The organism is Halorussus ruber (assembly GCF_004765785.1).
GTDB lineage: Archaea > Halobacteriota > Halobacteria > Halobacteriales > Haladaptataceae > Halorussus > Halorussus ruber.
In genome coordinates, this window is the sequence record NZ_SBIT01000010.1 from 16009 (window position 1) to 41479 (window position 25471).

Consider the following 25471-nt stretch of genomic DNA (forward strand, 5'->3'; position numbering starts at 1 on the left):
GGCCGCGACTACTGGCCCGCCACCGAGGTCCGGCCGGTCAGCTCCTCGGCCTCCATCTTGTAGAACTCGACTTCGGTCGGGTCCTTGTCGGCCGTCCACGGACACGTCGGGAACCACGCGTTGTCCGCGAACGCCGAGTAGGCCGCTTCTACCTCCTCGTCGGGGACTCGCTCGACCCCGCCGCGGACGACCACGCTCGACCACTCCGGCGGTTGGACCTCGGGCACGAGAAACGTCGCCGTGGTGGTCGCGTCCATGTACGCCATCTTGTCGCTGTCGTCGTCGGTCTGCACCTGAAAATAGAGCGTCGAATCCCCGTCGTACCCGAACGACAGCGGGACCGAGTAGGCCTCCCCGCCGTCGGCGAGCGTCAGGCACCCCCAACCCTGTCCCTCCAGAAGCTCGGCCGACGCCTTCGGGGCCATCTGTACGTCCGGCGGTTCGGGCGTCGCTTCGGTCACTTGCTCGTCGCTCGTCCCCTCGTAACCTGTCTCTTCGTCTTCAGTTTTATTCACTGGAATCTCTAGAGACATTTCGGACATTTAATTAGTTCGATATCTACACACGTTTAACCTCCGCCCGATTCCAGCGGCGTGAGAACAGAGCGACCGCCCCACCGGAACCAACGACTTTTGTCCGACTCGGGCTGAGTGGAAGATGTTCGAAGATTCTTCTCTCTATCTGTGAAAATTCCTCGATGTTTGCGAATATGTGTCACAGTTGGGGTTTCACTGGCGGGTCTGGGCCTCCGCAGTATGACCGAGTGCAAGCAGGGACAGAATATTATTTATTTACAACTCAAATACATATACTAGAGAAATTATTTCTTATGTCTGCCGTCGTTGCTAACTGCTACCGGGGAATCGGGCAATGGATGCCAACGCCGTCGAGAAACGGAAAACGGCTACGTCGAGCGAGTCCGAGACCTGCTTTAGCTCCGGACGACCCGAATCTGGCGCTCGCGGTCGATGGCTCGCTCCAACTCTTCTGCAATCGCGCTTCCGCGCGAGACCTGAATGTCGCCGCCGCGGCCCACCGTCGCGGTGAACAGGTACTCGCCGTCGGCCTCGACCTCGACGGTCTCACCCGAGTGACCATCCGTCGGCAGGACGATGTGCCGGGAGGTAATTTCGGGCGTCACGACCTCGCCGGGCGACCCACCTGCGCCCGCACCGCCAGCGCCGGAACTCCCACTCGAGGCCGACTGGGGCTTCTCGTCGTGGGTCCGCACGTCGATGTCGATGCCGAGGCGGTTCTCGATGTCCTCGATGCGACCGCCGCCCTTGCCGATGACGTAGGAGATGTCGTCCTCGGTGACGTAGACGGTAGCGCGGTTCTGGCCCTGCACCTCCACGTCCACGGCACCGCGGGCGACCGACTGAATCTCTCGCTCGATTTCCTGCTTTGCGAGCTTCGAGACGCCGCTCTCCTCGCGTTCGCCCTCGTTGAGCGGCACGGTGACGACCTGCCGGTTGAAGGTGTAAATCTCGTACTCGGGGCGGCCCGTCTCGAAGTCCTGAATCATGATGACCGGGCGGGCGAGGTCCTCCTCCATCAGGCCCTCGGGCACCTTGACCTGCGTCGAGACGTCGTAGACCTTGTTGATTTCCCCGGCCTCGATGTAGACGACGGTGTCCACGATTTGGGGAATCATGCCGAGTTCGACCCGGCCGACCAGCCGCTGGAGCGCGTCGATGGCGCGGGTCGCGTGGACCACGCCTATCATCCCGACGCCCGCGAGTCGCATGTCGGCGAAGACCTCGAAGTCGTCGGTCTTGCGGACCTCGTCGTAGATGGTGTAGTCGGGCCGGACCATCAGCAGGGAGTCGGCGGTCTTCTCCATCTCGCCGCCCAACTCGGTGTACTGGGTGATTTCCGGGCCGACCTGCAGGTCGCGGGGCTTCTCCATCGTCTTGACCGCGAAGTCGTTCTCCGCGAGGAACTCGCCGACCGCCTGCGCGAAGGTGGACTTCCCGGCACCGGGCGACCCGGCGATGAGGACGCCGCGCTGGTGTTCCAGCAGGCGCTCTTTGAGTTCGTCGGCGTACTCGTAGTCCTCCATGTCGGTCTTGACGATGGGCCGAACCGCGGTAATCTCCCACGCGTCGGCGAACGGCGGTTCCGCGATGGCGATGCGGTAGTCGCGGAACTGGACGATGGTCATCCCCGGTTCGTTCAACTCGATGAAGCCCTCGTTCGACTCCTTCGCGCCGTCGATAATCTCTTGGGCGATTTCGCGGACGTCCTCCTCGCTGGTCACCTCGTCACGAATCTGCTGGTAGTGCATGTCGCCCACGTCGCCGCGCTTGGCCTTCGGTTCGAGGCCCGACCGGAGGTGGACGCTCATCGTCTGGTCGTCGAAGTACTCCTCGATGGAGAGCCGACCGATTTCCGAGTCGTCGTCGGTCCGCGGCGAGATGTACTCGACTTCGACGCCCTTCGCCTCGGCGACCTCGCTCTGGACCACGTCGCTGGTGACGAAGACGGCGTCGTGTTCGGCCGCGAGGTCCCGAATCAGGGCGTCGATTTCCCCCTCGCTGGCCAGTCCCTTCTCGGTGGCGTCGGGGCGCTCGCCGACGTATTTCAGCTCGATGGTCTCCTCGTCGGCGAGGTCCGCGAGGCGCTGGAGTTCCGAGAGACCGTCCCACCCGCTCTCGGCACCGCTGTTCGCCTGCGCTTCGAGTTCGGCCACGACGGCCTCGGGAACGAGTACCGTCGCGCCCTCGAAGTCGCCGTCTTCGACGCGCTCGGAAATCCGTCCGTCGATGACGACGCTCGTGTCCGGCAAGACGTTCATGTCCCTCTTTTCGGACGGCGCGCTCATAAGCGTGTCTTCTGTGTCTGTTCCCGTCCCCAGCGAGCAGAAGGCGCGTCCCCGGAGACGCCCGGAAGGGGCAAAACCCTCAATCGCGTGGAAACCGTCCACTTTGCCATGGACGCGCTCGAAGCGGTAGCGAGCGACGACGCGAACTGGGTGAGTTGGCTCCTCGTCGGCCTCCTCGCACTGGCAGTCGCGGTCAGCGTCGTCCACGGCGAGGCGGTCTGGGCGGTGTTCCTCGTCGGCACGCTCGGGATTCTGCTGGTTCCCCCGGTCGTGTTCCGGGACCGGTCGGTGATGCTCCCGCCCGAAGTCGTCGGGTTGGCGGTCCTCCCCGCCGTCGTGGCGGCTATCGGCCCGGAGTGGGTCACGGAGTACGCGCTCTACCTCGGGGTGGCCGCGGTGGCGTTCGCAATCGTGGTCGAACTCTCGCTGTTCACCGACGTCGAGATGGCTCCGTGGTTCGCCGACGTGACGGTCGTGTTGACGACGATGGCCGCAATCGGCTCGTGGGCCATCGTCCAGTTCTACGCCGACCGGTTTCTCGGAACCGACTTCATCGCCGGTCGTATCGACCTGATGCACGAGTTCATCCGCGGAACCATCGCTGGCGTCGTCGCGGCGGGGGTCTTCGAACTCTACTTCCAATATCGCACGCCAGCGGAGACCAAGACTCCGGACGTGACTGGAGGAGAGGACGGATGAGAGAGACACGGGTGACGACCGGGGGTGAAGAATGACCGACCTGCTGAACGACCGCCGCGAGCGATGGCTCGTCCACCTGCTTCAACTCGGCCTGCTCACCATCTCGGCCTACGGTCTCTTCCGAGGTCAGATCGGCGTCGTCGTCAACGGACTGGTCGCGCTGGGGGTCACCTTCGTCCCGGCGCTCCTCCGGCGGGACCTCGGCATCCGGATGGACCCCGGCTACGTCCTCTGGATTTCCATCGCGGTCTTCGCCCACGCAGCGGGTATCCTCGGGCCGTACCGCAACGTTCCGTGGTACGACTCGGTGACCCACGCGCTCTCGGCGTCTATCGTCGCCGGGGTCGGCTACGCCGTGGTCCGGACCGTGGACGAGAACTCCGAGCGGACCACCCTGACGCCGGAACTCCAGTTTGCGTTCATCCTCGTCTTCGTGATGGCGTTCGGCGTCCTCTGGGAAATCATCGAGTTCGGGACCGAGCAAGTCGCCAAACTGCTGGGCGGCAGGGCGGTGTTGGTCCAGTACGGCCTCGACGACGTCATCAACGACCTCGTGTTCAATCAGGTGGGCGCAATCGTCGTCGCGGGGTGGGACGCCGCCCGGCCCAACGAGGCGGCCGAGGAGGCCGCGGAGGCGGTGGACGACTGAGCAGCCGAGGCCACCCGAAACGGACGACTGATTTATGGAAGTCGCCGTGCTACTCGGGTTCGTGCGTCACGAACACCTCGTCGTCACCGTCGAAGCGGGCCGGAAGGAACGAATCGACGCAAACCTCGACGCGGGCGAGTCGCTCGAAGCGTGGGTCGCCGACGCAATCGAGGAGAAGTTAGCCCGCGAGGCCGGGGACGACTCCGACGGCCCCGGTCCCGGCGATTCCGAGTTCGCGGGGTCCGGGCCGGGTGACTCCGACTCTCTCGGTTCCGCTCCCGACGACTCAGAATACGCCGACATCATCGAACTCGGCGAGACGGACGCCGACGGGTCGAAGTCTGGCGACTCCGGCGACTCTGACCGTTCGACCATCGAATCCGGCGAAAAACCGGACGCAGACGACGGCTACGACGAAGGCTTCGAGTACGTGGACGACTGCGCGATTTGATTATTCGGACCACGTCACGTTTCGCGTGAGGACGAACACGAGCAACGCCATCAGGAGTTGCCCGAGGAGGGCCTCCGTCGCCGAGAGCGCTCTGGCCCACCCGTGGACCGGTTGCATGTCGCCGTAGCCGAGCGTGGCGAACGTGACCACGCTGAAGTATATCGACTTCAGCACGTAGATGGCGTTGAGATAGAGACCGTTCGAGGGACTCAGCTTGTACACCATCGTCACCTCCGCCGTCGGCTCCATCACGCCGCTGGTCAGCGGGTAGAGCAGGCCACAGAGCAGGATGACGACCGCGGAGGTTGCGATGACTCGCCACGGGTTCGACCCGTAGCCGGTCGTCCATCGCCACGCCTCCTTGGCGACCGCCTTCGGGTACGACCGGAACTCCCACGCCTCGCGCCGCCGGACGCTCTTGCGCTTCATGTAGTAGTTCCGCGATTGCTCTGTCAGGCCGTTCTCCTCGGCGAGTCGCTGGAGTTCGTTGTACGTCCAGTGGGCGGCCTCGTACCGGCTCAGCCGGTCCTTGTCGCGGTCGGCCCGTCGCCTGCGAAACGTCGCAATTCTGCCGTCCTCGGCCCCCTCCAACAGTTCCTCCTCGTAGACGACGTTCCTGCCGAGCGTGGTCGATTCGTCGATTCGGGCGTTGTCGAACACCGCGTAGTGGAGCCGCGCCCCGCAGAGGTCCGCGCTCCGGAGGTCGGTCCGGTGGAACTCGCCGTGTTCGAGGTTGGCTCCTCGGAGGTCCACGCCCTGAGCGTCCACGCCCTCGAAGTGCGAATACCGCAGGTCCGCGCCGCTGAGGTCGGTATTCTCCAGATTACAGTTGACGAACCGGGCGTCGGTGATGGTCTTGCCCGCCAGCCAATCGCCGCCGGATAGCTCGACGTCCCGAAAGATGGCCCCGTCGAGGCGCTCGCCGATTTCCGGCGCGGCAGTCTGCAACTTGCGCGTCGGCTTCTGTGCCACGTCGGCGTGCCAGATGCACTGGCCCGTATCGCCCCAGACCGGCCGCCAGCAACAGACGCCGCCGAGATTCGACACCGCACTCGCCTCGTGAACGTGTCCGCACCGCCCGTCGGAAGATGGCTCGCGCTCCACAGAACTCTCCGCTACCCCCCCGGACGCAGACTGCACGTCTCCAGACATAGCTCCTCTTTCTTCCCCACCCTCTTTCGGCTTGTGCCCGATTAGTAAAGCTACCTCCCTGAAACGCCGTCGAGTGGGTCGCTGGCCGGATGTCATGGAGACCAGCGACGACCTCGATTGGTCGGGGCCGTCACGACTTTTCGCGTTCGCGCCCTCGACTCGGACATGACCGACCTCGAATCGATTCACGACGAGATGCGCCGAGTCCGCGAGGAGACCGACGCGGACCGCGAGGTGCGCGAGCAACTCCGGTCCGCCGAGGAGGCGCTGTCGGCGATGCACTCGGACCAGAACGACATGCGACCGGACCGACTCAAGGAGATTCGGGCGGAACTCGAACGCATCGGCGAGGACGCGACCGGCGAGACGAGCGAGGGGCTGACCCGCCTGCGAACGCAACTACGGGAGTACGAACGCGACGTGAAGTAGGCGGGTAGAGAATCGAAAACACGTCTTTAAGAAATTTTTGTATTTCTTAACAACTGCCAGATATTTGTTTCGATTACGGCCGGGCGGGCGCGAACATGGTCGCGCCCGCCCGCACACGCCCACACACGCCCGATGGACCAATCACGCCCGATGGACCAATCACGCCCGACGGATCGATCCCTCGAGCGATAGCTGGCCGACCAACCGCAGTGGACGCGCCGTGCCGACAAGCCGCCGTCGGGCGGATGAAGGGGCCGGTCGCTTCAGAGGACACCGTCGTGGCGATGTTGCGGTTTGCGCTCCGGAACACGTCGAGACCCAAAACGGACCATCGCGGCAATCCTACTCCTCGACCCTTGATTTGAAACGCCTCGCGCTCCACGTCCGAACGATGACCGAAGTCGCCGACCTGACCCGCGAACTCGTCGCCATCCCGAGCCACGACGACGAGACCGAGGCGGGCGACTACATCGAGAACTGGCTCCGCGAGCAGACCGACGCCGAGGTGACCCGCGACGAGTCGGGCAACCTCCTCGCGCGCCGAGGCCCCGGCGAGGCCGACAGCCAGTCCGACCCCGGCGGCCAGTCGGACACCGACTCCCTCGCGCTCGTGGGCCACCACGACGTGGTGCCCCCGGCCGACTCCCAACTCACAGGTGACGGGACCGACAGATACGCCGTCTCCGAGCGCGACGGGCGACTCTACGGTCGGGGAACCGCCGACATGAAGGGCGCTGTCGCGGCCGCGATGCTGGCCTTCCGAGACGCCGACCCGAACTGTGAACTCGTCTTCGCCAGTTTCGTCGGCGAGGAGCGGGGCGGCGTCGGCGCTCGCGCCGCCATCGACAGAGGGTTCGCGCCCGACTACGCCATCGTCGGCGAAGGCTCGACCGGTTACTCCGCCGAGGGCGTGACCGACGTGGCAGTCGCGCACAAGGGTCGCCGGGGAAGCACCGTCACGGCCCGCGGCGCGGCGGCCCACGCCAGCGAACCCGAGTCGGGCGAGAACGCGGTCTACCGGGCCTGCGACGCCGTGGACGTGATTCGGGACCTCGACTTCCCCGCGGTCTCCGTCTTCGGCGAGGAGGTCCGCGGGAGCGTCGCCGTCACCGAAATCGACGGCGGGAGCGCGTGGAACGTGATTCCCGAGGAGTGCGAGGTGACGGTGGACGAGCGCACCGTCCCCGGCGAACGCGCCCCCTTGGAGCGCGTCGAGGAGGTCGCGGGCGTCGAGTGGACCGTAGACCAGGACCTCCCGCCGATGCGGTGCGACGACGAGGACTTCGCCGAGACGGTCCTCGCGGCCGCCGACGAGAGCCAAGACGCCGACCCAGAACTCGTCTCGAAACCCCACGCTACCGACGCGGGATGGCTGGCCGAGGCCGGGACGACCTGCGTGGTCTGCGGCGCGGCCGAACCCGGCGAGGCCCACACCGACGAAGAGAGCGCGAGCATCGACGTGCTAGAGCGGTGTTACCGGATTTACCGGGGCGCGGCCGAATCGCTTTGAGGACTCGCCGCCGAACCGCGCTCCGGTCACGACAGCGACCGGAAGGGAACCGCGGTTTCTCTACGGATACGTTAGGAGAAACGTGACAGTATACGGTTGCGTGCAGGTCGCCAAAACCCCACGACGTACGTCGGAGGAGACGGCGACCGTTATCGCCAAATTCACCTATTTCTAGATAATTAGCCGGTATGTCGGAAGGCGGAACCGGGTGACTTCCACTTTCAATCATTCCCCACGGGAAGTCCGCTTTCGACAGGTAAGCCCAATGACCGTCATGCGTCGGAGGGTGTCGAGCGCCTCGTGGACAGGCCTCGTGGAATAAGCGGGCGTAGACCCGACCCTTCCACGGAAGCCCACTCCGTTAGGGGTGGGTAGTTCACAAATCATATCAACGGTTGTTCGCTTGAAAATCCGGACATTGATAATTGCTGGCACCTTACCCGCCGACGATGGCAAGCGAAGCCGCCGCCGAAGAGGCGTCTGACGCGTATTCGGAACTTATCCAGAAGGTACAGCGACTGTCGAACGTCAAACAGGCCGGGATGGTCCTCGCCTGGGACCAGGAAGTCATGATGCCCGAGGGCGGCACCCCCGCCCGCTCGAAGCAGCGTTCGGCCCTCTCGACGGTGGCCCACGAGATGCTCACCGACGACGAGATGGCCGACCTGCTCGAGGAGTTGGAGGACGAGGACCTGACCGACGAACAGGCGGCGGTCGTCCGCGAGATTCGACGCCAACACGACCGGGCCGCGAAGGTGCCCCAAGACCTCGTGGAGGAGATTTCGGAGGTCTCCTCGGAAGCGATGCCGGTCTGGCACGAGGCCAAGGAGGAGGACGACTTCTCGAAGTTCGCGCCGACCCTCGAAAAACTGGTCGAACTCAAGCGCGAGTACGCCGAACACATCGACCCCTCTCGGGACCCCTACGAGGTCCTCTTCGAGGAGTACGAACCCTACCTGGGCATCGAGACGGCCGAGGAGGTCCTCCAGCGCCTGCGCGACGAACTCGTCCCGCTCGTGGACGCGATTCGGGAGTCCGACGCCGACCTCGCCACCGACACCTTCGACGGCGACTTCGACGTGGATACCCAGGAGGAGCTGGCCCGCGACGTGCTGGATACCCTCGGCTACGACTGGGACCACGGCCGCCTCGACACCGCTCCTCACCCGTTCTCGTCGGGTAACCAGTTCGACGCCCGCGTGACGACGCGGTTCAGCCCCGACGAACCCCTCGGCGCGCTGATGGCGACGGTCCACGAGTTCGGCCACGCGACCTACACCCTCGGCCTGCCCCGCGAGGACTACGGCACTCCTCTCGGCGACTCGCGCGACATGACGGTCCACGAGTCCCAGTCGCGCCTCTGGGAGAATCACGTCGGCCGCTCTCAGCTCTTCTGGGAGCGATTCCTGCCGAAGGTTCAGGAGCGCTTCCCCGACAAGGTCGGCGACGCCAGCGTCGAGGACGTCTACGAGGCCGCAAACGAGGTCTACGAGGACAACCTGATTCGCGTCGAGGCCGACGAACTCACCTACCACATGCACATCGTGGTCCGGTTCGAAATCGAGCGCGACCTCGTCCGGGGCGAAATCGACGTCGAGGACGTGCCGGAACTCTGGAACGACAAGTACGAGGAGTATCTGGGCGTCCGCCCCGACTCCGACGCCGAGGGCGCGCTTCAGGACATCCACTGGAGTCACGGCGACTTCGGATACTTCCCGACCTACTCGCTCGGGAGCGTCCTCGCGGCCCAACTGTTCGACGCCGCCGAGGACGACATCGAGGACCTCGACGAGAAGATTGCAGACGGCGAGTTCGACGACCTCCACGACTGGCTGACCGAGAACGTCCACCAGCACGGTTCCCGGTACACCACCGACGAACTCGTCCGGCAGGCGACCGGCGAGGACTACACCGCCGACTACTTCCTCGACTACGTGAAATCGAAGTACGGCGAGTTGTACGAACTGGACGACTACCAGTAGTTCCTTTCACTTCTCTCGCCCATATTTTATCGATTTTTCCGCCTGGCCAACAGTATTACCCCCCGAGACACCCTCTAGATGAGACATGGTTGACGTAATCGGTCACTTCGGGATGGCGCTGATATGGCTCGCACCCGTGTGGTTCTTCATCGACAGGCCGAAGACCGGCCTGACGTTCGTGGGGGCCGGGTTCTGGTTTGGGATGGTACCGGACATGGACCTCGTGCTGAAAGGCGTCTTCCCCACCGTCAAGCACCACGGAATCACCCACACGATACTGTTCGTCACGGTGTTCGCCGCGGTCGTCGGCCCGATAGTCGGATGGATACTCGAGAAGACGCTCGGCGACTCGGACTGGTTCTCCGACGCCGCGTCGAGAGCGTCGCTGAAAGTCGGCTTCATCGCGGTCTGGGTCGCCGGACTCGCTCACGTCTTCGCCGACATGCTCTCGGCACCCGACATCGCCGAGGCCGTCGAGCCGTTCTGGCCCCTCTACGGGCAGAGCCTCGGCATCGACATCGTCTGGTACAACAACCCGTGGTTCAACTGGGGGCTGTTCGTGGGCGGCATCGTCATCAACGCCGGACTCTGGTACTGGTCGCGCGACAGCGGCGAGGCCCAGAGTCACACCAGCACGGCCTGACGAACGTTTTTGGCAAGCAGTAGCACGAACCCCACACTCCTCGCCGCGACCCCTATTTTGATGGGCACCCGGCGCAAGGCGACGATATGGCAGACGCCTACGAAGACTTACTCGAACGCTACGAGCGCGTCTCTGCGCTCGAAGACGGCGGACAGGTTCTCTACTGGGACCAACAGGTGATGATGCCCGAGGGCGGCACGCCCGCCCGGTCCCAGCAACTCTCGGCGCTCTCGGCGGTCACCCACGAGCGACTCACCGCCGACGAACTCGGCCGACTGCTGGACGAGGCCGAGGAGGAGAATTTGAACGACGACGAGCGGGCGGTCGTCCGCGAAATCCGCCGGGAACACGAGCGCGCCGCCAAAGTACCGGAGGAGTTGGTCGAGGAACACAGCCGCCTCCAGTCCGAGGCCCAAGACGACTGGCGGGAAGCGAAGGAAAACGACGACTTCTCGGCGTTCGAACCCATCCTGGAGCGCCTGCTGGAACTCCGAATCGAGAAGGCCCAGCACATCGACCCCGACCGCGATCCGTACGAGGTCATGTTCGAGGACGGCGAACCGTACCTCGGCCTCGACACGGTAGAGCGCATCTTCGACGAGTTGAAAGACGGCCTCGTCCCGCTCATCGAGGACATCCGGGCGAGCGAGGAGGTGCCCGCGGCGTTCGACGGGACCTACGACGAGGAGACCCAGATGGCGCTCTCGGAGGACGCGCTCGACTTGTTGGGGTACGACTGGGACCGTGGCCGCCTCGACACCTCGGCTCACCCCTTCACCTCGGGCACGCAGTTCGACTCGCGGGTGACGACGCGATTCGACGAGGAGGACCTGCTGGGCGCAATCGGCTCGACCATCCACGAGTTCGGCCACGCGACCTACCAACTCGGTCTCCGGCAGGACGCCTACGGGTCGCCGCTGGGTGCCTCGCGCTCTCACGGCGTCCACGAGTCCCAGTCGCGCTTCTGGGAGAACCACGTCGGTCGAACCGAGGAGTTCTGGGAACTGTTCCTGCCGACCGTGAAAGAACACTTCCCGGAAGTCTCGGACGTGACGCCCGAGGAGGCCTATCGGGCGGCCAACCGCGTCAAGGAGGACAACCTGATTCGCGTCGAGGCCGACGAAGTGACCTACCACATGCACATCATCCTCCGGTCGGAGATCGAACACGAGTTCGTCTCGGGCGACCTCGAAGTCGGCGAGATTCCGGCCGCGTGGAACGACAAGATGGAGGAGTATCTGGGCGTCCGGCCTGACTCCGACGCCGAAGGAGCCTTGCAGGACATCCACTGGACCGGCGGGTTCGCCCGGTTCCAGAACTACACGGTCGGGAGCGTGCTGGCGGCCCAGCTCTGGGCGACCATCGAAGACGAGTTCGACGACGCCCGCGGCCTGATTCGAGAGGGCAACTTCGAGCCCTTCCACGACTGGTTCGCCGAGAACCTCCACCAGCACGGCCAGCGCTACACCACCGACGAACTGATTCGGGAAGCGACCGGCGAGGAGTTGACCGCCGACTACTTCCTCGACTACGTCGAAGAGAAGTTCGGCGAAATCTACGACCTCTGAGCGCGCGCACCCTCGAAAAGAAACAATATTATTTCTTTTGAATAGCAAAATATTTCCATAGGGGTTGTTCTGGTTGCTCTAATTGCTCCAATCGCTCTGCCGAGACAGATTCCTCTCCCGGCGAAGCGACCCGAAAAAGACGCTGATTCCGACGTTAGGCTCCGGCCTGCTCCAGCGCGTCTTCGAGTTCGTCGCGCTGGGTGACGCCGACGAACCGCTCGACGACGCCGTCGTCGTTCTCGACCACGATGGTCGGGATGGAACGCACCTGGTACTCGTTGGCGACGTCCTGATGCTCGTCCACGTCGATTTTCTCGAACTCGACCTCGCCCCAGTCGTCTTCCATCTCTTCGAGAATCGGGTCTTGGGTCTTGCACGGTCCGCACCAGTCCGCGTAAAAGTCCTTCAGGGTGACTGTCATCGTTGCTCTGGCCGAACGTATCCTCGCCGCGCGCATAAGGGTTTCCCACCAGCGCGGCTTTGCCGCGTTCTCCCAGCGTGACTTTGCCGCGACCTGAGAGAATTGGCGACTCCTCGCACGCCGAGGGAGACCGAAGGAATGTTCCGAGAAGCACGACTAACCGCTTCGCTCGGTGACACAGACCACGTCCCTGGTGGACTGAAAGGGCGAGCGCGGTTCGCGTTCAACTTGGTCGCCTCAGCCGACCCCTATCGACGCGCGCAGTTCTGCGCGCGTCGATATGTCGCTGAGCGACCGCGAACCGCGCGAGGGCTTTCGAGACCTTCGCTACCGAGTCCGTGGCGTAGGTAAGCATTCCCCTCAGACACCCTCCGAAAGGTTTAGGCGACGGGCGGTCTGACGCTGGTACATGAGCAGTGGCCAGAACTCCGGCGGACTGATGTCCAGCGCCGGACTCGTCCGATACTTCGACGCCGAAGACCGCAACGCAATCCGAGTCGACCCCAAAACCGTCGTCGCGTTCGGCGTCCTGTTCGGCCTGTTCATTCAGGTCATGAACGTCCTCGCGCTCTGAGTCGGCCGCCACGCCTTTCGAGTCGGTCGGCGTAGCTGACTCGTCATGCGTCCACTACCGAGTCTCGACACCGACAGCGACGAGTCTCGTCCGCCCGAGGAGGCGTCCTCCTCACGACGCCACCGTCTCGCGGAGGGGACCGAGGGCGGCCTCGTCGCCACGCTGGTTCTGACCGCGTATCGACTGCCCGTCTCTCACGCGCTCCCGCCGACCGCGGAGTTCTGGTCGAAGTTCGTGGCCGGTGGCGACTCGGCGGACCACACCCTTCCCGCGCTCGTCCTGCATCTCCTCTACGGGGCCGGAGCGGGTGCCCTCTTCGGCGCGCTGTTTCCGGCGCGCGAACCGCGAGAGACCGTTGGCCGCGAACTTACGGGGCTTCTTTTAGCCACCGGCTACGCCCTCGCGCTCTCGGTTTTCGGCGAGCGAGTCGTGCTGGGTCGGCTCCTCGACATGGACTTGGAGGCCGACGAGAGCCTCGTCTTCCACGTCGGCCACCTCGTCTACGGCCTGACGCTCGGGACGTGGCTGGGGTCGCGGACAAGTGCGGACTGATACGCGCCACTTTTGCTCCCCGAATCCGTACTCGCGGACATGACTCTCAAAGCGGGCGTCGTCGCGGTGCAGGGCGACGTGAGCGAACACGCCGAGGCGGTCCGCCGCGCGGCCGAGGCCCACGACCGAGACATCGAAGTCCTGGAGGTCCGCGATTCCGGAACGGTCCCGGACTGCGACTTCCTGTCGATGCCCGGCGGGGAATCGACCACCATCTCGGGCCTCCTCCACTCGGAGGGCATCGCCGAGGAGATAGTCGCCCACGTCGAGGCGGGCAAGCCCGTGCTGGCGACCTGCGCGGGCCTCATCGTCGCCGCGACCGACGCGGGCGACGACCGCGTCGAGAACCTCGGCCTCGCGGACGTGACCGTCGAGCGCAACGCCTTCGGTCGGCAGAAAGACAGCTTCGAGGCTCCGCTCGACGTTGCCGGACTCGACGACCCCTTCCCCGCGGTGTTCATCCGCGCGCCGCTCATCAGCGAAGTCGGCGAGGACGTCGAGGTGCTGGCCGAGTGGGACGGCCGCCCGGTGGCGATTCGAGACGGTCCGGTGGTCGGCACCTCCTTCCACCCCGAACTGACCCCCGATTCGCGGCTTCACGGCCTCGCGTTCTTCGAGAACGACGCGGCCGAGCGACCTGTCCCCGACCAGTAGCGCGGATTTCCGTTTCACTCCGGGCGCGCAGTTCTGCGCGCCCGGAGACCACCCGGAGTAGGGCAGACTTTTCTTCCTGGCACCCTTCGGTACGCCCATGAACGCCGAAATCGACGCGGTGCGCGTAGCGATGACCGACGACGGGCCGGTGCCGGTCGTCGTCCTCGCACCCGACGATGCCGACGAGGAGGTACTCCCCATCTTCATCGGGTTCGAGGAGGCAGTCAGCATCGCTCGCGGGATGGAGGCCGAGGACATCGGCAGACCGCTGACCCACGACCTCACGCTCGACCTCGTGGAGGAACTCGGCGGTCGAGTCACGCGCGTCGTGGTCTCGTCGCTGGAGGACAACACCTACATCGCGGACCTCCACATCGACACGCCGCGGGGCGATACCGTCGTGGACGCCCGACCGAGCGACTCGCTGGCGCTGGCGGCCCGGACCAACGCTCCGATAGAAATCGAGACCGACGTGTTCGAGTCGGGGCGGCGCGACCGCGAGGAGTTCGACCAGCTACAGGACATCCGCGAGGTCGCCGAACTCGGCCCATGAGCGAGCAATCAACTTCCGAGGACACCGCGAGCGAGGGCGACGCCCCGGAGGACACCGCGGCCGTCCTCGACGAACTGTTCGCAGTCGTCGAGGACCGCAAGGAGAACCTCCCCGAGGATTCGTACACCGCCTCGCTGTTCACCCACGAGAAGGGCGAGAACGCGGTGCTGGAGAAACTCGGCGAGGAGACCACCGAACTCCTGCTGGCCGCCAAGGACGACGACCGCGAGGAGATCGCCCACGAGAGCGCCGACATCGTCTATCACCTGCTGGTCCTGCTGTCGATGAAGGAGATGGACCTCGCCGACCTGCGGGCGGAACTGCGAGAGCGCCGATAGACTCCTTTTCTGCGAACTGGCCGAAGATTAAAGCCGTGTCAACGCCAACGTTGACACGATATGGGGACCGCCAACGAGCAGATTCGCGTCAGCGAGACGATCAAGCGCGAACTCGAACGCCGTCGTCGGGAGGGCGAATCCTACAACGACGTTCTCGAACGGGTCTTCGACGGCGAGGACCGCGACCTCCTCGCCGGGTTCGGTCGGTGGTCGGATGACCACGCCGACCGCGTTCGTGACCGGCGTGAGGCCGCAAAGCAGAAGTCGAAAGACCGGATGGACCGCCCGGAGGACGAATGAAGGTCCTCGACGCGACGTTTCTCATCGACTATCTCGGCGGTGTGGACGCGACTGCCGAATATCTCTTGGCGAACGAGGACGAGCGATTCGTCTTCCCGGCCCCGGCCTACGCGGAAGCCCTCGTCGGAGAAGGGAACGCGCCTGAGGGCGATGTTGCGGCGGCGGAGGCCGACCTCTCGTGGGGAGAAGTCTACGAACCCGACGAATCGACGGCCGCCATCGCTGGCGAAATCGCCGACGAAATCGGTCCGGAAGGTCCCTTTCTCGCCGGAATGGACGGACTCATCGCGGCGACCGGTCGAGAACTCGGCGCACCTGTCGTCACGAACGACAGCGACCTGACTCACGCCGTGACCAAACAGGTCATCGAAGTCGAAGAATACCGCGAGTAGAAGCGTCTCGACTTCGTACCCTCGCTACCGCTTCTCGATGCGGTGCAGCACCACGTCGCTGTCGGGGTCCCACTCGTAATCGTCGTGGGCCCGATTCAGCATTTCGCGGTACTGCTCCATGTCCTCCATTCCCTCCTTCTGGGCGTCCTCGTCGGTCATGTCGCCGAGTTTTCGCTCTCGGACCTCCACGACCTCGAACTCCTCGCCGTCCACCTCGAATCGGTCGCCCTCGTCGGCGTACTGCTGGCCGCGGTGAATCTGGGTCACGTCGCCTGCGCTGACTCCGCGGAGCATGCGCTCGCTCGGAAACAGGTCGTCGGCGTCGATGGTTGCCATGTGCGGTCGTTCGGACGCGACCGGGAAAAGTCGTTCCGTCAGCCGACTGGTGGTGCTACTCCTCGGCCACCCACGCGCCGACTGCCCCGGCGACCGCGCTTTCGAGGCCCATCACCAGCGCGAGGACGACGCCGACGAAGAAGATGCTCCCGCCGAGGAGGGGGCCGAGCGGGCCGAGGCCGACCGCGCCGAGCGCGCTGACCGCGACGCCGAGGAGGATGGCGACGACGATGCCGCCGAGCGACCCGGCCAGCAGGCCGTGCCACGCGCCGCGTCCGACTCCTCCCGCGGCCATGTAGCCCGCGACGAACCCGCCGACCAGACCGGCCGTGAGCTGGCCGAGGCCGGGGATGGCGAGTCCTATCACGCCGATGACTGTCATGACGACGAATCCCACCGCGACGGCGTACCAGTTGGTCATTTGCGGGTATCTGTACGCCACGCGGCCGGATAAGGCTTCGTCGGCGTCTCGCTACTCCAAGCCGACCTTCTCGGCGTACTCCTCGAAGACCTCCCACGAGGGGTCTACTTCGGGATGCTCGACCTCCTCGCCGTCGAGGAAGACGCTTCCGGCGTCTCCTCCCGTCTCGTCGGCGCTCACCTCGCCGATTTCGGCGGCCGGGATGCCCTCGGATTCGAGTGCAGACAGCACGTCGGAGACGCCCGAGGAGTCCACGGTCAACAAGAGCGTCCCCTCGCTGGTCGCGGCCCACGGGTCGATGCCGAAGAACTCGCAGGACTCCCTGACGCCGGGGAGGAAGGGCACCGCCGCCGAATCCACGTCGAGTCGGACGCCGCCAGCGCGGGCGAGTTCGACCAGCGCGCCCTGTAGGCCGCCCTCGGTCGCGTCGTGCATCGCGGTGACGGGACCGGCGGCCGCGGCGGTCAGCGCGTCGCGGACCGGACTCATGTCCCAGAACCGTTCCTTGGCGGTCTCGACGGTCGAGTCCGGCAAATCGACGGCGTCCTCGAACAGCGTCACCAGAAAGCCCGCGACCTCGACCGCGGGACCCTTCGTCACGAGGACGCGGTCGCCGGGACTCGCGCCGTCGGGTCGCACCACGTCATCGGGGTCGCCGACTGCCAGCGCGGTCGCGCCGCCGACCCACGGGTACTGGCACCCGCCGTAGCGAGCGGTGTGACCCGTGACGATGCTGACGCCCAACTCGGTGGCCTCGCGGTCGAAGGTCTCCCAGACCGTGCCGAACTCCTCGTCGGTCATCTCCGGCGGGAGGGTGAACGTGACCGCGAGGTGGGTGGGCGGGATGCCGGAGACCGCGGCGTCCGAGAGCGCGACGTGGACCGCGAACCACGCCGCCTTCTCGAACCCGAGCGCCGGGACGAGCGAGATGGGGTCGCTGGCCAGCACGACCGCCTCGCCGCCGACCTCCACGACGCCGAAGTCCACGCCGTGCTGGGGGCCGAGGAGTACGTCCTCGCGGTCGGCCCCGAGGTGCGGGTAGATTCGCTGGTCGAAGAACTCCCTGTCAACCTTGCCGAGGTCGGTCATTGGCGGGGATTGGGACGGTGCGGACAAATCGGTGGTGGTTCGCGGGGACCGCACGGACGAGGTTTTGACTTCGAGAGAGAGGACAGCGAGACGCCAACTTCAGGCTTGAACACAGGAGTTTACCGCACCGGGGACCGCCACCGCACAGCGCCGCCACCGTAACCGCGACCACACAGCATCGCCGCCGCACCGCGCCCCGGACCTCCCCGCCTCGGGCGCGCAGAACTGCGCGCCCGAGGCGCGTCCCGTGGCTTTTCACGCCGGTCACGCTCAGTTCGATTTTCAGATGCGCGATTGCCGGTTGACTAATCCACCGTGGGTGGGATGAAGCGACCGGGCGGGGGCTTCAAGGGACATACACAGTCTCTGTTACTGTCGAGTCGGTAGCGATGCAAAGAGATCGGGCGGGGGCTTCAAGAAGCGTTCACGGCCTCGACTCCGCGGTTCGCGCACCCAGTCTCGCCCTAAACCAAGCAAACAAATACAGTCGGTAAACAAATAAAAACACGTCTAAAACAAATACAAAAATAACCCTGCCCACAAACCACCTCGCCTACCGGCCAAAACGTAATGACCGTAGACGTGTTCGTAAACCACGGGAATGAGGGGGAGCGAGCCATCGTCGGTCGCGGACAGACCTATCGCCAGCGTACTCACGACGTTCGCAGTCGCCTACGGGTTCTACCTCGCGCTCGGTCGGGCCACCGACCCGTTCGACGTGGTGACGGGCGCGATTAGCGCCGGAATCGTCGCGGTCGCGCTCTCGGGCCTCGTCTTCGAGGACCCGCCCGCACTCGGCAGGTCCGGGAGACGACTCCTCCGGGCGGTGGCGGCCCTGCCGGTTCTGCTCTGGGAGATTCTGAAGGCGAACGTCGCGCTCGCGGCCGTCCTGCTCGACCCGCGGCTCCCCATCGACCCCGAGGTCGTCCGGGTCGAGTCGGCCGCCGAGTCGGACCTCGAACGCACCGCCTTCGCCAGCGCAGTCACGCTCACGCCCGGCACGGTGGTCCTCGACGTGACCGACGAGGCCTACCACGTCCACGCGCTCACCGCGGCCTCCCGCGAATCGCTCCGCGAGGAGACCATCGAGCGGGGCGTGGGATTCGTGTTCGGCGGCCGCGAAGCGGACCGGGAACCCGGAGAATCCGACGAGCAAGGGGAGCGAGCATGACCACGGCCCCGACCGATTTCCCGCTCGTCGCCGCTCCGACCGACCTCCTGCTCGTCGCCGCCGTCCTGCTGGTCGCGCTGGCCGCGGTGGTCGGCTACCGCGTCGTCGTCGGGCCGACCCTGCAGGACCGCGTGGTCGCAATCAACGCCCTCGGAACCACGGCGGTCGTCGTCCTCGCGCTGCTGGCGGCGGCGTTCGACGACCCCGGTCTCCTCGACGTGGCGCTGGTCTACGGCCTGCTCAACTTCCTGCTGAGCGTCGGCCTCGCGCGGGTCCTCGGCGAACGGAGCGCCGCGGGTCACTCCACTCCCGGGGGAGGTCCGCGATGACGCCCCGCGAGATGCTCGTCGCCCTGCTCGCGGCCGGGAGCGTCTTCTTCACCGGCCTCGCGGCGGTCGGCCTGCTCCGCCTGCCGGACGTGTTCTCGCGGGCTCACGCCGCCTCGAAGGCCGACACCCTCGGCGCGCTCTCGGCGTTCGCGGCGGTCGGGGTCGCGTTCGGCGTCGAGTCGGCCACGCTGAAGGTCGCCATGCTGTTCGTCTTCGTGCTGGTGACGACCCCCGCCGCGACCCACGCGGTCGTCAGGACTGCCTACCGAGAGGAGCGAAGCGGTCCCGAAGACGGAGCGACTCGGCGACCGGAGGGAGGTGAGCGAGGTGGTTGACCCCCTCGTCGCCGCGCTGCTGGCGCTCTGCGTACTCCTCGCGGTCGCCGTCGCGCTCCTCGCCGACGCGGTGGCCGCGGTGGTCGCCTTCGGGGCCTACGGCCTCTCGCTGGCGATGCTCTGGGCGGTCCTGCGCGCGCCGGACGTGGCGCTGACGGAGGCCGGAGTCGGGGCAGGGATTTCGACCGCGCTGTTTCTGGCGGTCCTGCGCCGGTTCCCCGAGGCCTTCTCGGCCCCGAAAGTCCGGTTCCGGGTCCGGCCCGCGACTGCCCTGACCGCTGGCGGGACCGCGCTGGCCCTCGGCGTCACGGTTCCCTCGCTCCCGGCGTTCGGCGACCCGACCGCGCCGGCCTTCCGGCGAGTCGTGCCCTTCTACCTCGCCGACGCGCCCGCGCTCGGAATCGACAACGTCGTGACCGCGATTCTGGTCGTCTACCGCGGGTTCGACACCTTCGGCGAGGTCGTGGTGGTGTTCACCGCGGGGGTCGCGGCCGCGGCGGTCCTGCGGGAGGTGGCGGCGTGAGCGATTCCGACTCGCCTGATACCCAGACCGCCGGAATCGTCGCCGCCACGACCTCCCGCGTCGTCGCGCCCTTCGCGGCGGCGTTCGGCTTGTTCACCACCTTCCACGGGACCTCCTCGGTCGGCGGGGGCTTTCAGGGCGGGGTCGTCGTCGCGGCGACGGTCCTCCTGCTGGCGTTCGCGGTCGGTCCCGGCCGCGTGCGCGCCGCGCTCGCAGTTCCGCGCTCGCCCGCGCTCGCCGCCGGAGGAGTCCTCGGGTTCGCGGCGGTCGGCGTCGGCCCGGTCGCGTTCGGCGGCGCGGTCCTCGAACTCGCGGCCTACCCGATTCCCAAGCCCGCGGTCTACGCCACCGAAGTCGCCGAGGTCGCCATCGCGGGGACGGTCTCGGCCACGCTGGTCGGCCTCTGGTTCGCTCTCGCGGGTGATTTCCGTGCTTGAGGCGTATCTCGACCGCCTGCCCTACCTCGCGGCGGTCGCGCTCGTGGCGATTGGGTTGGGCGTGCTGGTCGGCGAGCGGGGCAGGCTGAAGAAGGTGCTGGGAATCAACGTCTTCCAGACCGGCATCCTGCTGTTTCTGGTGGCGGCGGCCTACCGGACCGGCGGGCGCGCGCCGCTGGCTCGTCCGGCAACTGCGGATGCGCCCTCGGTCAACCCCCTCCCTCACGTCCTCGTGCTGACGGCCATCGTGGTCGGGGTGAGCCTGACCGCGCTGGCGCTGGCGCTCGTGATTCGAGTCCGGCGCGAGGAGACGATGGCCGAGGAGGGAGTCGGCGAGGAGACGATGGGTGAGGGGGGCGAGAGCGTATGAGTGCGCTCCTGCTCCCCGCGCTGGTCGCGCTCCCGGTCGTCGGCGCGGCGCTCGCGGTGTTGGCCGGAAATCGCTCCGCCGGGAATCGCCTCGCGGGCTGGATTTCCGGCGGGACGCTCGCGGTCCAGACCCTCCTCGCGGTCGCGCTCGCGGTCCGAGTCGGCGACTCCGGAGCGGGGACGGTTCGCACCGTCCTCGGCGGGTTCCGCCCGGCGGTCGGCGTCGAGTTGCGCGCCGACCCGCTGGCGGCGCTCGCGGTCGCGCTGTTCGCGGTCGTGGCGCTGGCCGCGGTCTGGTACGCCAACGCGACCGCAGTCGGCGGGAAGACGGGCGCTCGCCCCGACGCCCTCCTGCTTTTGCTCACGGCTGGCCTCTCCGGTGTCGCGCTGACCGCCGACCTGTTCAACCTCTACGTCGTCCTCGAAATCACCGGGCTGGCGGCCTACGCGCTGGTCGCGCTCGGCGAGCGGGGGTCGGCCCGCGCCGCGCTCCGGTACCTCGTCGTCGGGACGGTCGGCGCGAGCCTCTATCTCCTCGGCGTTGCCTACCTTTACATTTCTTTAGGACAACTGAATATATCGAAAAGCAACGAATTCGTTTCTCAAGTCGGCCTCTCGTCGCCGCTCGTCCTGACGGCGTTCGCGCTCGCGTTCGTCGGACTCGCGGTCAAGATTCCGCTCGTGCCGGTCCACACGTGGCTCCCCGACGCTCACGCGAGAGCGTCGGTCCCGGCCAGCGTCGTCCTCTCGGCGCTGGTGACGACGGCGGGCGTCTACGCCTTCGTGAAGGTCCTCTACGGCGCGTTCGGCGTCGAGTTCCTCTCTGCCAACTCCGCGGTCGGCCCGCTGATTTCTGCGCTGGGCGCGGCCAGCCTGCTGGTCGGCGGCGCGCTCGCGCTCCGCGAGTCGAAGATCAAGCGCGTGCTGGCCTACTCGACGGTCTCCCAGTTGGGCATCGTCGTCGTCGGCGTCGGCCTCGGAAGTCGGGTCGGCCTGACCGGCGCGTCGGTCCACCTGCTCGGCCACGCCGTCACCAAGGCGGGCCTGTTCTTCGCCGCCGGACTCCTCGCGCTCGCCGCCGACGCCAAGACCGTCGAGGAGTACGCCGGAATCGGCAACCGCGCCCCGGTCCCCAGCGCGGCGTTCGCGCTCCTCTCGCTGGGGATGATTGGCGTCCCGCCGACGGTCGGGTTCGCGGGCAAGTGGTACGTCCTCGTCGCGGCCGCCGACGCGGGGTCGTGGCTTCTCGTCGCGGCCGTCCTCGTCAGTTCGCTCCTCTCGCTGGCCTACTTCGGGCGGATTCTGGCCCGGATGTACTTCGCGCCGCCGCCCGATTCCGACCGCGCTGAAAGCTCGGACGCGCCGACCGGTTCGGTCGGCGCGTCCGGCGACTCGTCCGGTGGCCCATCCGGCACAGTCGGTGCAGCCAATTCAGTCCGCGCCCTCGACGCCCTCCCGGTCGTCGCCGCGCTCGCAACCGTCGCGCTCGGCCTGTCGGCGTCAGCCCTCGCACAGTTCCTCGAACCGGCGATTTCTGGGTTACTGGCATGACGGAGGTAACGTCTCTCCGCCCGGCGCTCGCCGTCCTCATCCCCGCTCTCGCCGCGGTCGCCGTCCTCGTCTTCGGCGGGCGGCCCAACGTCAGGGAATCGTGGACCATGCTCGCGGCAATCGCCGAGTTGGTCGTGGTCGGAACCCTCGCGGCCGACGCGCTGGCGGGCCGGGTCCCGACGACCGTTGCGGGCACCTTCGCCACCGGAATCCCGCTGGCCGTCCGGGCCGACGCGCTCGGCGCGCTGTTCGCCTCGATTGCGGCGGTCCTCTGGGTCGTCGCCAGCGTCTACAGCGTCGGCTACATGCGCAAACTCGACGAACACGACCAGTCGCGCTTCTTCGCCGCGTTCGCCGCGAGCATCGCGTCGGCGATGGGGGTCGCGCTCGCGGCCAACCTGCTGACCCTGTTCGTGGCCTACGAACTCCTGACGGTCGCCACCTACCCCCTCGTCGCCCACGCCGGGACCGAGGAGGCCCGCCGCTCGGGCCGCAAGTACGCCCGCTACGCCTTCGGCGGGGGCGTCGCGGTCCTCGGCGGCACCGTGCTGGTCTACGCCCTCGCCGGAAGCGTCACCTTCACGCCCGGCGGCCTCGCCGCGCTCGGGACCGCCGACCCGCTCCTCGCCGAGGCGGCGTTCGGCCTCCTCGCGGCCGGGTTCGGCGTCAAGGCCGCAGTCATGCCCGTCCACGGCTGGCTTCCGGACGCGATGGTTGCGCCGACCCCGGTGTCCGCCCTGCTCCACGCCGTCGCCGTCGTCAAGAGCGGCGTCTTCGGCATCGCTCGCGTGATTCTGTTCGTCTTCGGCCCGGAGGCGGTACGGGACTCGGCGCTCCGGTGGCCCCTCGCGGGCCTCGCCGCCGCGACGATGATTCTGGCTGGCTTTCTGGCGCTCCGGCAGGACAAACTCAAGCGCGTGCTGGCCTACTCGACGACCAGCCAGCTCTCGTTTATGGTCCTCGGTCTCACCGTCCTGACGCCGACCGCCGTCCTCGGCGCGCTCTTCCACCTCGTGACTCACGCCTTCATGAAGATTACCGCGTTCTTCTGCGCCGGGACCATCTACGTCGAGACCGAACGCGAGTACGTCTCCCAGATGGCCGGTATCGCCCGCAGACTCCCGGCCACCCTCGCCGCCTTCAGCATCGCCGCGGCCGGACTGGTCGGCGTCCCCCTCGTCGGCGGCTTCGTCAGCGAGTGGTACCTCGTGCTGGGGACGCTCGCCGGGCCGATTCCCCCGCTCGCCGCCGCGTTCTGGCTGGCCGCGTTCGTGAAACTGCTCTTTTTCTGGCCCATCGTCTCGACCGCGGTGTTCGAGCGCGAGCAGTCCGACCGCGAGTGGACTCGCCCCGAGGGCCTCGTCTCGGAGGCCGCCCCGACGATTCTCGGCCCGATTCTGTTCACCGCCGGAGTCGCGGTCCTGCTCGGGGTCGTCCCGACCGCCACGCCCTTCTTCGAACTCGCCGAGGAGGTCGTCGCCGAGGTGTTCGGCCCGTGAACTGGCTCTGGGCGCTCTCCCCGGCGCTCTTCCCGCTGGCGGCCGCCCCGGTCGCGCGTCTCTCGTCGCGCGGACTGGGTCACTCGGTCGGCGTCGCGGCGGGCCTCCTCGTCTTCGGCTGGTCGCTCGCAGTTCCGGCGGGCCAGCACCTCCCGGCAACCCTGTTCGGCTTCGACGCGGTGCTGGTCGCGGTCAGTCCTCTCTCGCGCACCGTGGGCGTCATTCTCGGATTCATCGCGGCCGCCAACGTCGTCTACGCCTCCGCTACTGACGCCGGACGGACTACGACCGCCTACGCGCTGGCCTACACCGGGGTCTGCCTCGGCGCGGTCTTCGCGGGCGACTGGCTCACGCTCGTCGTCTTCTGGGAGCTGATGGCGGTCGGCGCGACCCTGCTGGTCTGGGACCACGGCGAGGACAGCCTCCGGGCGGGGTTCCGCTACGCGATTTACCACGAAATCGGCGGCGTCTTCCTCATCGCGGGGGTCCTGCTCCACTACCTCCGGGTCGGGAGCTTCGTCTTCGGCGCTGGCGGGGCAGGATTCTCGCCCGGTCTCCCGGCCCTCCTCGCGGCGGTCGGCATCGGCCTGAACGTCGGCTTTCTGGGCCTCCACCCGTGGCTGGTGGACTCCTATCCGCGACCCCACGTCGCCGCGACGGTGGTCCTCTGCGGATGCACCACCAAGGTCGGGGTCTACGCGCTCGCCAGAGCCTTCCCCGGCGGCCACGTCGCCATCGCGGCGATGGGCGGCGCGATGGTGCTGGTTGGCGTCACCTTCGCGGTCCTCCAGACCGAGGTCCGTCGTCTGCTCACCTACCACATCGTCTCGCAGGTCGGCTACATGGTCGCGGGGGTCGGCGTCGGGTCGGCACTCGGCCGAGCGGGCGGGATGGCCCACCTGCTCAACAACGTCCTTTACAAGAGCCTGCTGTTCATGGTCGGCGGCCTGCTCCTGCTCCGAACTGGTTCGGAGAACCTGAAGAAAATGGGCGGTCTGGCCCGCGAAACGCCGGTCCTGTTCGCCACCTACGCGGTCGCCGCCCTCGCCATCGCTGGCGTGCCGGGCTTCAACGGGTTCGTGAGCAAGGGCATGGTCATCGACAGCGCCGACGCCGCGGGCCTCGACTTGCTCTGGTGGGCGCTGGTCGTCGGCGGTGTCGGCACGGTGGTCTCGTTCGCCAAGTTCGGCTACTACGCCTTCCTCGGCGAGCGCCACCGAGACGGCGAATCTGACAGGCAGGTTTCCCGCCTCTCCCCGGTCGAGGCCGCCCCGCTGGTCGCGGTCGCGCTGGCCTGCATCCTCCTCGGCGTCTTCCCGAATCTCCTCTTCGCGGTCCTCCCGCCCGGCACCGAGAACGCGAAGGTCTTCGCGCTCTCGCAGTTCACGAAGGCTGGCGCGGTCCTCGTCGCCGGTCTCGCGGTCTTCGCTCTGGTGAAGCGCCCGCTCTCGAAGATTTCGTCGGTCGCCGACCTCGACTCGGTCTATCACCCCGCGGGCCGGGCGGCGCTCGACGCCGCGGCCGAGGCGACGACGCGGGTCGCAAATCGGCTGAACTCGCTGGCTTCCGCGGCGGGCGCGGCGGGCGAACGCTGGCAGACCGCCGCCTTTCCGGAGGGCCGCCTCGACCCCATCGGCGTCGGCGTCCTGCTGGTCGTGCTGACGCTCGCGGCCGTGCTGGTCGTTCTCCTCGGGGGATGATGCGGCCGCACTCGGCGTAC

General features: G+C 66.9%; 31 protein-coding genes. 24 read left to right on the forward strand and 7 right to left on the reverse strand.

Translation table 11 applies throughout. From position 1 onward, the window contains the following. Positions 1 to 8: 8 nt before the first annotated feature. Both EPL01_RS16280 and EPL01_RS16285 read right to left on the reverse strand, forming a co-directional pair. The gene (locus EPL01_RS16280) at positions 9 to 515 is read right to left on the reverse strand and encodes a pyridoxamine 5'-phosphate oxidase family protein (RefSeq protein ID WP_168215935.1); all 507 of its coding nucleotides are present in this window, start codon (positions 513 to 515) and stop codon (positions 9 to 11) included. 416 nt (positions 516 to 931) lie between these two features. Next, positions 932 to 2797, reverse strand: coding sequence for a PINc/VapC family ATPase (locus EPL01_RS16285; protein ID WP_135826347.1), 1866 nt, complete (start codon positions 2795 to 2797; stop codon positions 932 to 934). Positions 2798 to 2932: 135 nt separating this feature from the next. Between EPL01_RS16285 and EPL01_RS16290 the strand changes: the two genes are divergently transcribed. From EPL01_RS16290 to EPL01_RS16300, 3 genes are read left to right on the forward strand one after another with little or no spacing between them, the layout of a single operon-like run. Further along, on the forward strand, positions 2933 to 3523 hold the full coding sequence (locus tag EPL01_RS16290; RefSeq protein ID WP_135826348.1) for a hypothetical protein: 591 nt from the start codon (positions 2933 to 2935) through the stop codon (positions 3521 to 3523). Positions 3524 to 3554: 31 nt separating this feature from the next. Beyond that, positions 3555 to 4172, forward strand: a complete 618-nt coding sequence (locus tag EPL01_RS16295; protein ID WP_135826349.1) for a DUF2238 domain-containing protein — start codon at positions 3555 to 3557, stop codon at positions 4170 to 4172. A gap of 34 nt (positions 4173 to 4206) precedes the next feature. Continuing rightward, the gene (locus EPL01_RS16300) at positions 4207 to 4623 is read left to right on the forward strand and encodes a hypothetical protein (RefSeq protein ID WP_135826350.1); all 417 of its coding nucleotides are present in this window, start codon (positions 4207 to 4209) and stop codon (positions 4621 to 4623) included. Here EPL01_RS16300 and EPL01_RS16305 read toward each other — a convergent pair whose 3' ends face one another. Continuing rightward, positions 4624 to 5670, reverse strand: coding sequence for a pentapeptide repeat-containing protein (locus EPL01_RS16305; RefSeq protein ID WP_168215936.1), 1047 nt, complete (start codon positions 5668 to 5670; stop codon positions 4624 to 4626). A gap of 270 nt (positions 5671 to 5940) precedes the next feature. Between EPL01_RS16305 and EPL01_RS16310 the strand changes: the two genes are divergently transcribed. From EPL01_RS16310 to EPL01_RS16330, 5 genes are all read left to right on the forward strand, one after another. Then, positions 5941 to 6204: a DUF7553 family protein gene (locus tag EPL01_RS16310; RefSeq protein WP_135826352.1), complete on the forward strand. Its 264-nt coding sequence runs from the start codon at positions 5941 to 5943 to the stop codon at positions 6202 to 6204. Positions 6205 to 6595: 391 nt separating this feature from the next. Then, positions 6596 to 7714: a M20 family metallopeptidase gene (locus tag EPL01_RS16315; protein ID WP_135826353.1), complete on the forward strand. Its 1119-nt coding sequence runs from the start codon at positions 6596 to 6598 to the stop codon at positions 7712 to 7714. A gap of 449 nt (positions 7715 to 8163) precedes the next feature. Next, positions 8164 to 9696 (forward strand): carboxypeptidase M32, encoded by a 1533-nt coding sequence (locus EPL01_RS16320; RefSeq protein WP_135826354.1) that lies wholly within the window; start codon positions 8164 to 8166, stop codon positions 9694 to 9696. A gap of 85 nt (positions 9697 to 9781) precedes the next feature. Beyond that, positions 9782 to 10339, forward strand: a complete 558-nt coding sequence (locus tag EPL01_RS16325) for a metal-dependent hydrolase (protein ID WP_135826355.1) — start codon at positions 9782 to 9784, stop codon at positions 10337 to 10339. An 86-nt stretch (positions 10340 to 10425) separates the two neighbouring features. Then, positions 10426 to 11907: a carboxypeptidase M32 gene (locus EPL01_RS16330; protein WP_135826356.1), complete on the forward strand. Its 1482-nt coding sequence runs from the start codon at positions 10426 to 10428 to the stop codon at positions 11905 to 11907. 154 nt (positions 11908 to 12061) lie between these two features. Here the strand turns inward: EPL01_RS16330 and trxA are convergent, their stop codons facing one another. Continuing rightward, complete coding sequence (trxA, locus tag EPL01_RS16335) at positions 12062 to 12364, reverse strand: thioredoxin (protein WP_246045723.1); 303 nt, start codon at positions 12362 to 12364, stop codon at positions 12062 to 12064. A gap of 373 nt (positions 12365 to 12737) precedes the next feature. Between trxA and EPL01_RS16340 the strand changes: the two genes are divergently transcribed. The 7 genes from EPL01_RS16340 to EPL01_RS16370 all read left to right on the forward strand — a co-directional run bounded on the left by EPL01_RS16340 (position 12738) and on the right by EPL01_RS16370 (position 15691). Next, positions 12738 to 12902, forward strand: a complete 165-nt coding sequence (locus EPL01_RS16340) for a preprotein translocase subunit Sec61beta (protein ID WP_135826358.1) — start codon at positions 12738 to 12740, stop codon at positions 12900 to 12902. 45 nt (positions 12903 to 12947) lie between these two features. Then, the gene (locus EPL01_RS16345) at positions 12948 to 13454 is read left to right on the forward strand and encodes a hypothetical protein (protein WP_135826359.1); all 507 of its coding nucleotides are present in this window, start codon (positions 12948 to 12950) and stop codon (positions 13452 to 13454) included. Positions 13455 to 13493: 39 nt separating this feature from the next. Further along, positions 13494 to 14108 (forward strand): pyridoxal 5'-phosphate synthase glutaminase subunit PdxT, encoded by a 615-nt coding sequence (gene pdxT, locus EPL01_RS16350; RefSeq protein WP_135826360.1) that lies wholly within the window; start codon positions 13494 to 13496, stop codon positions 14106 to 14108. 97 nt (positions 14109 to 14205) lie between these two features. Then, the gene (locus EPL01_RS16355) at positions 14206 to 14661 is read left to right on the forward strand and encodes a bifunctional nuclease family protein (protein ID WP_135826361.1); all 456 of its coding nucleotides are present in this window, start codon (positions 14206 to 14208) and stop codon (positions 14659 to 14661) included. Continuing rightward, on the forward strand, positions 14658 to 14999 hold the full coding sequence (gene hisE, locus EPL01_RS16360) for a phosphoribosyl-ATP diphosphatase (RefSeq protein ID WP_210424175.1): 342 nt from the start codon (positions 14658 to 14660) through the stop codon (positions 14997 to 14999). The genes EPL01_RS16355 and hisE overlap by 4 nt, the downstream gene beginning before the upstream one ends. 60 nt (positions 15000 to 15059) lie before the next feature. After that, entirely contained in the window at positions 15060 to 15299 is a 240-nt protein-coding gene (locus tag EPL01_RS16365; RefSeq protein ID WP_135826362.1) for an antitoxin VapB family protein, read from the forward strand. Then, the gene (locus EPL01_RS16370) at positions 15296 to 15691 is read left to right on the forward strand and encodes a PIN domain-containing protein (protein ID WP_135826363.1); all 396 of its coding nucleotides are present in this window, start codon (positions 15296 to 15298) and stop codon (positions 15689 to 15691) included. Before EPL01_RS16365 ends, EPL01_RS16370 begins: the two co-directional genes overlap by 4 nt. Before the next feature lie 24 nt (positions 15692 to 15715). On the opposite strand, the gene EPL01_RS16375 is transcribed toward EPL01_RS16370, so the two are convergent. From EPL01_RS16375 to EPL01_RS16385, 3 genes are read right to left on the reverse strand one after another with little or no spacing between them, the layout of a single operon-like run. Beyond that, positions 15716 to 16027: an ASCH domain-containing protein gene (locus tag EPL01_RS16375; protein ID WP_135826364.1), complete on the reverse strand. Its 312-nt coding sequence runs from the start codon at positions 16025 to 16027 to the stop codon at positions 15716 to 15718. Positions 16028 to 16082: 55 nt separating this feature from the next. Then, positions 16083 to 16448: a DUF5518 domain-containing protein gene (locus EPL01_RS16380; protein ID WP_135826365.1), complete on the reverse strand. Its 366-nt coding sequence runs from the start codon at positions 16446 to 16448 to the stop codon at positions 16083 to 16085. Positions 16449 to 16499: 51 nt separating this feature from the next. Continuing rightward, the gene (locus tag EPL01_RS16385; protein WP_135826366.1) at positions 16500 to 17537 is read right to left on the reverse strand and encodes an AIR synthase family protein; all 1038 of its coding nucleotides are present in this window, start codon (positions 17535 to 17537) and stop codon (positions 16500 to 16502) included. A 601-nt stretch (positions 17538 to 18138) separates the two neighbouring features. Between EPL01_RS16385 and EPL01_RS16390 the strand changes: the two genes are divergently transcribed. Genes EPL01_RS16390 through EPL01_RS16430 form a run of 9 tightly spaced genes read left to right on the forward strand, consistent with a single transcriptional unit; the run spans position 18139 to position 25451 of the window. Then, complete coding sequence (locus EPL01_RS16390) at positions 18139 to 18708, forward strand: Na+/H+ antiporter subunit E (RefSeq protein WP_135826367.1); 570 nt, start codon at positions 18139 to 18141, stop codon at positions 18706 to 18708. Next, a complete protein-coding gene (locus tag EPL01_RS16395; RefSeq protein ID WP_135826368.1) occupies positions 18705 to 19037 on the forward strand; it encodes a monovalent cation/H+ antiporter complex subunit F in 333 nt (110 codons plus the stop codon). The genes EPL01_RS16390 and EPL01_RS16395 overlap by 4 nt, the downstream gene beginning before the upstream one ends. Then, entirely contained in the window at positions 19034 to 19372 is a 339-nt protein-coding gene (gene mnhG / locus EPL01_RS16400; protein ID WP_135826369.1) for a monovalent cation/H(+) antiporter subunit G, read from the forward strand. The genes EPL01_RS16395 and mnhG overlap by 4 nt, the downstream gene beginning before the upstream one ends. Next, positions 19365 to 19895, forward strand: a complete 531-nt coding sequence (locus tag EPL01_RS16405) for a DUF4040 domain-containing protein (protein WP_246045724.1) — start codon at positions 19365 to 19367, stop codon at positions 19893 to 19895. The genes mnhG and EPL01_RS16405 overlap by 8 nt, the downstream gene beginning before the upstream one ends. Beyond that, the gene (locus EPL01_RS16410; RefSeq protein ID WP_135826370.1) at positions 19892 to 20332 is read left to right on the forward strand and encodes an MnhB domain-containing protein; all 441 of its coding nucleotides are present in this window, start codon (positions 19892 to 19894) and stop codon (positions 20330 to 20332) included. The genes EPL01_RS16405 and EPL01_RS16410 overlap by 4 nt, the downstream gene beginning before the upstream one ends. Then, positions 20325 to 20702 carry a cation:proton antiporter subunit C gene (locus EPL01_RS16415; protein ID WP_135826371.1) on the forward strand — a complete coding sequence of 126 codons (378 nt, stop codon included), beginning with the start codon at positions 20325 to 20327 and terminating at the stop codon, positions 20700 to 20702. The genes EPL01_RS16410 and EPL01_RS16415 overlap by 8 nt, the downstream gene beginning before the upstream one ends. Next, complete coding sequence (locus EPL01_RS16420) at positions 20699 to 22252, forward strand: proton-conducting transporter transmembrane domain-containing protein (protein WP_135826372.1); 1554 nt, start codon at positions 20699 to 20701, stop codon at positions 22250 to 22252. Before EPL01_RS16415 ends, EPL01_RS16420 begins: the two co-directional genes overlap by 4 nt. Then, positions 22249 to 23751, forward strand: coding sequence for a proton-conducting transporter transmembrane domain-containing protein (locus tag EPL01_RS16425; RefSeq protein WP_135826373.1), 1503 nt, complete (start codon positions 22249 to 22251; stop codon positions 23749 to 23751). Before EPL01_RS16420 ends, EPL01_RS16425 begins: the two co-directional genes overlap by 4 nt. Continuing rightward, a complete protein-coding gene (locus tag EPL01_RS16430) occupies positions 23748 to 25451 on the forward strand; it encodes a proton-conducting transporter transmembrane domain-containing protein (RefSeq protein ID WP_135826374.1) in 1704 nt (567 codons plus the stop codon). Before EPL01_RS16425 ends, EPL01_RS16430 begins: the two co-directional genes overlap by 4 nt. Positions 25452 to 25471 lie beyond the last annotated feature (20 nt).

What these genes read in the sequence shown, in the direction of transcription:
- EPL01_RS16385 (WP_135826366.1), bottom strand. Translation starts at nt 17,537, where the DNA reads ATGACCGACCTCGGCAAGGTTGACAGGGAGTTCTTCGACCAGCGAATC.
- EPL01_RS16345 (WP_135826359.1), top strand. Translation starts at nt 12,948, where the DNA reads ATGCGTCCACTACCGAGTCTCGACACCGACAGCGACGAGTCTCGTCCG.
- EPL01_RS16300 (WP_135826350.1), top strand. Translation starts at nt 4,207, where the DNA reads ATGGAAGTCGCCGTGCTACTCGGGTTCGTGCGTCACGAACACCTCGTC.
- EPL01_RS16325 (WP_135826355.1), top strand. Translation starts at nt 9,782, where the DNA reads ATGGTTGACGTAATCGGTCACTTCGGGATGGCGCTGATATGGCTCGCA.
- EPL01_RS16315 (WP_135826353.1), top strand. Translation starts at nt 6,596, where the DNA reads ATGACCGAAGTCGCCGACCTGACCCGCGAACTCGTCGCCATCCCGAGC.
- EPL01_RS16355 (WP_135826361.1), top strand. Translation starts at nt 14,206, where the DNA reads ATGAACGCCGAAATCGACGCGGTGCGCGTAGCGATGACCGACGACGGG.
- EPL01_RS16395 (WP_135826368.1), top strand. Translation starts at nt 18,705, where the DNA reads ATGACCACGGCCCCGACCGATTTCCCGCTCGTCGCCGCTCCGACCGAC.
- EPL01_RS16365 (WP_135826362.1), top strand. Translation starts at nt 15,060, where the DNA reads ATGGGGACCGCCAACGAGCAGATTCGCGTCAGCGAGACGATCAAGCGC.
- mnhG (WP_135826369.1), top strand. Translation starts at nt 19,034, where the DNA reads ATGACGCCCCGCGAGATGCTCGTCGCCCTGCTCGCGGCCGGGAGCGTC.
- EPL01_RS16370 (WP_135826363.1), top strand. Translation starts at nt 15,296, where the DNA reads ATGAAGGTCCTCGACGCGACGTTTCTCATCGACTATCTCGGCGGTGTG.
- EPL01_RS16310 (WP_135826352.1), top strand. Translation starts at nt 5,941, where the DNA reads ATGACCGACCTCGAATCGATTCACGACGAGATGCGCCGAGTCCGCGAG.
- EPL01_RS16340 (WP_135826358.1), top strand. Translation starts at nt 12,738, where the DNA reads ATGAGCAGTGGCCAGAACTCCGGCGGACTGATGTCCAGCGCCGGACTC.
- trxA (WP_246045723.1), bottom strand. Translation starts at nt 12,364, where the DNA reads ATGCGCGCGGCGAGGATACGTTCGGCCAGAGCAACGATGACAGTCACC.
- EPL01_RS16330 (WP_135826356.1), top strand. Translation starts at nt 10,426, where the DNA reads ATGGCAGACGCCTACGAAGACTTACTCGAACGCTACGAGCGCGTCTCT.
- EPL01_RS16425 (WP_135826373.1), top strand. Translation starts at nt 22,249, where the DNA reads ATGACGGAGGTAACGTCTCTCCGCCCGGCGCTCGCCGTCCTCATCCCC.
- EPL01_RS16390 (WP_135826367.1), top strand. Translation starts at nt 18,139, where the DNA reads ATGAGGGGGAGCGAGCCATCGTCGGTCGCGGACAGACCTATCGCCAGC.
- EPL01_RS16420 (WP_135826372.1), top strand. Translation starts at nt 20,699, where the DNA reads ATGAGTGCGCTCCTGCTCCCCGCGCTGGTCGCGCTCCCGGTCGTCGGC.
- EPL01_RS16295 (WP_135826349.1), top strand. Translation starts at nt 3,555, where the DNA reads ATGACCGACCTGCTGAACGACCGCCGCGAGCGATGGCTCGTCCACCTG.
- EPL01_RS16290 (WP_135826348.1), top strand. Translation starts at nt 2,933, where the DNA reads ATGGACGCGCTCGAAGCGGTAGCGAGCGACGACGCGAACTGGGTGAGT.
- EPL01_RS16320 (WP_135826354.1), top strand. Translation starts at nt 8,164, where the DNA reads ATGGCAAGCGAAGCCGCCGCCGAAGAGGCGTCTGACGCGTATTCGGAA.
- EPL01_RS16380 (WP_135826365.1), bottom strand. Translation starts at nt 16,448, where the DNA reads ATGACCAACTGGTACGCCGTCGCGGTGGGATTCGTCGTCATGACAGTC.
- EPL01_RS16285 (WP_135826347.1), bottom strand. Translation starts at nt 2,797, where the DNA reads ATGAACGTCTTGCCGGACACGAGCGTCGTCATCGACGGACGGATTTCC.
- hisE (WP_210424175.1), top strand. Translation starts at nt 14,658, where the DNA reads ATGAGCGAGCAATCAACTTCCGAGGACACCGCGAGCGAGGGCGACGCC.
- EPL01_RS16375 (WP_135826364.1), bottom strand. Translation starts at nt 16,027, where the DNA reads ATGGCAACCATCGACGCCGACGACCTGTTTCCGAGCGAGCGCATGCTC.
- pdxT (WP_135826360.1), top strand. Translation starts at nt 13,494, where the DNA reads ATGACTCTCAAAGCGGGCGTCGTCGCGGTGCAGGGCGACGTGAGCGAA.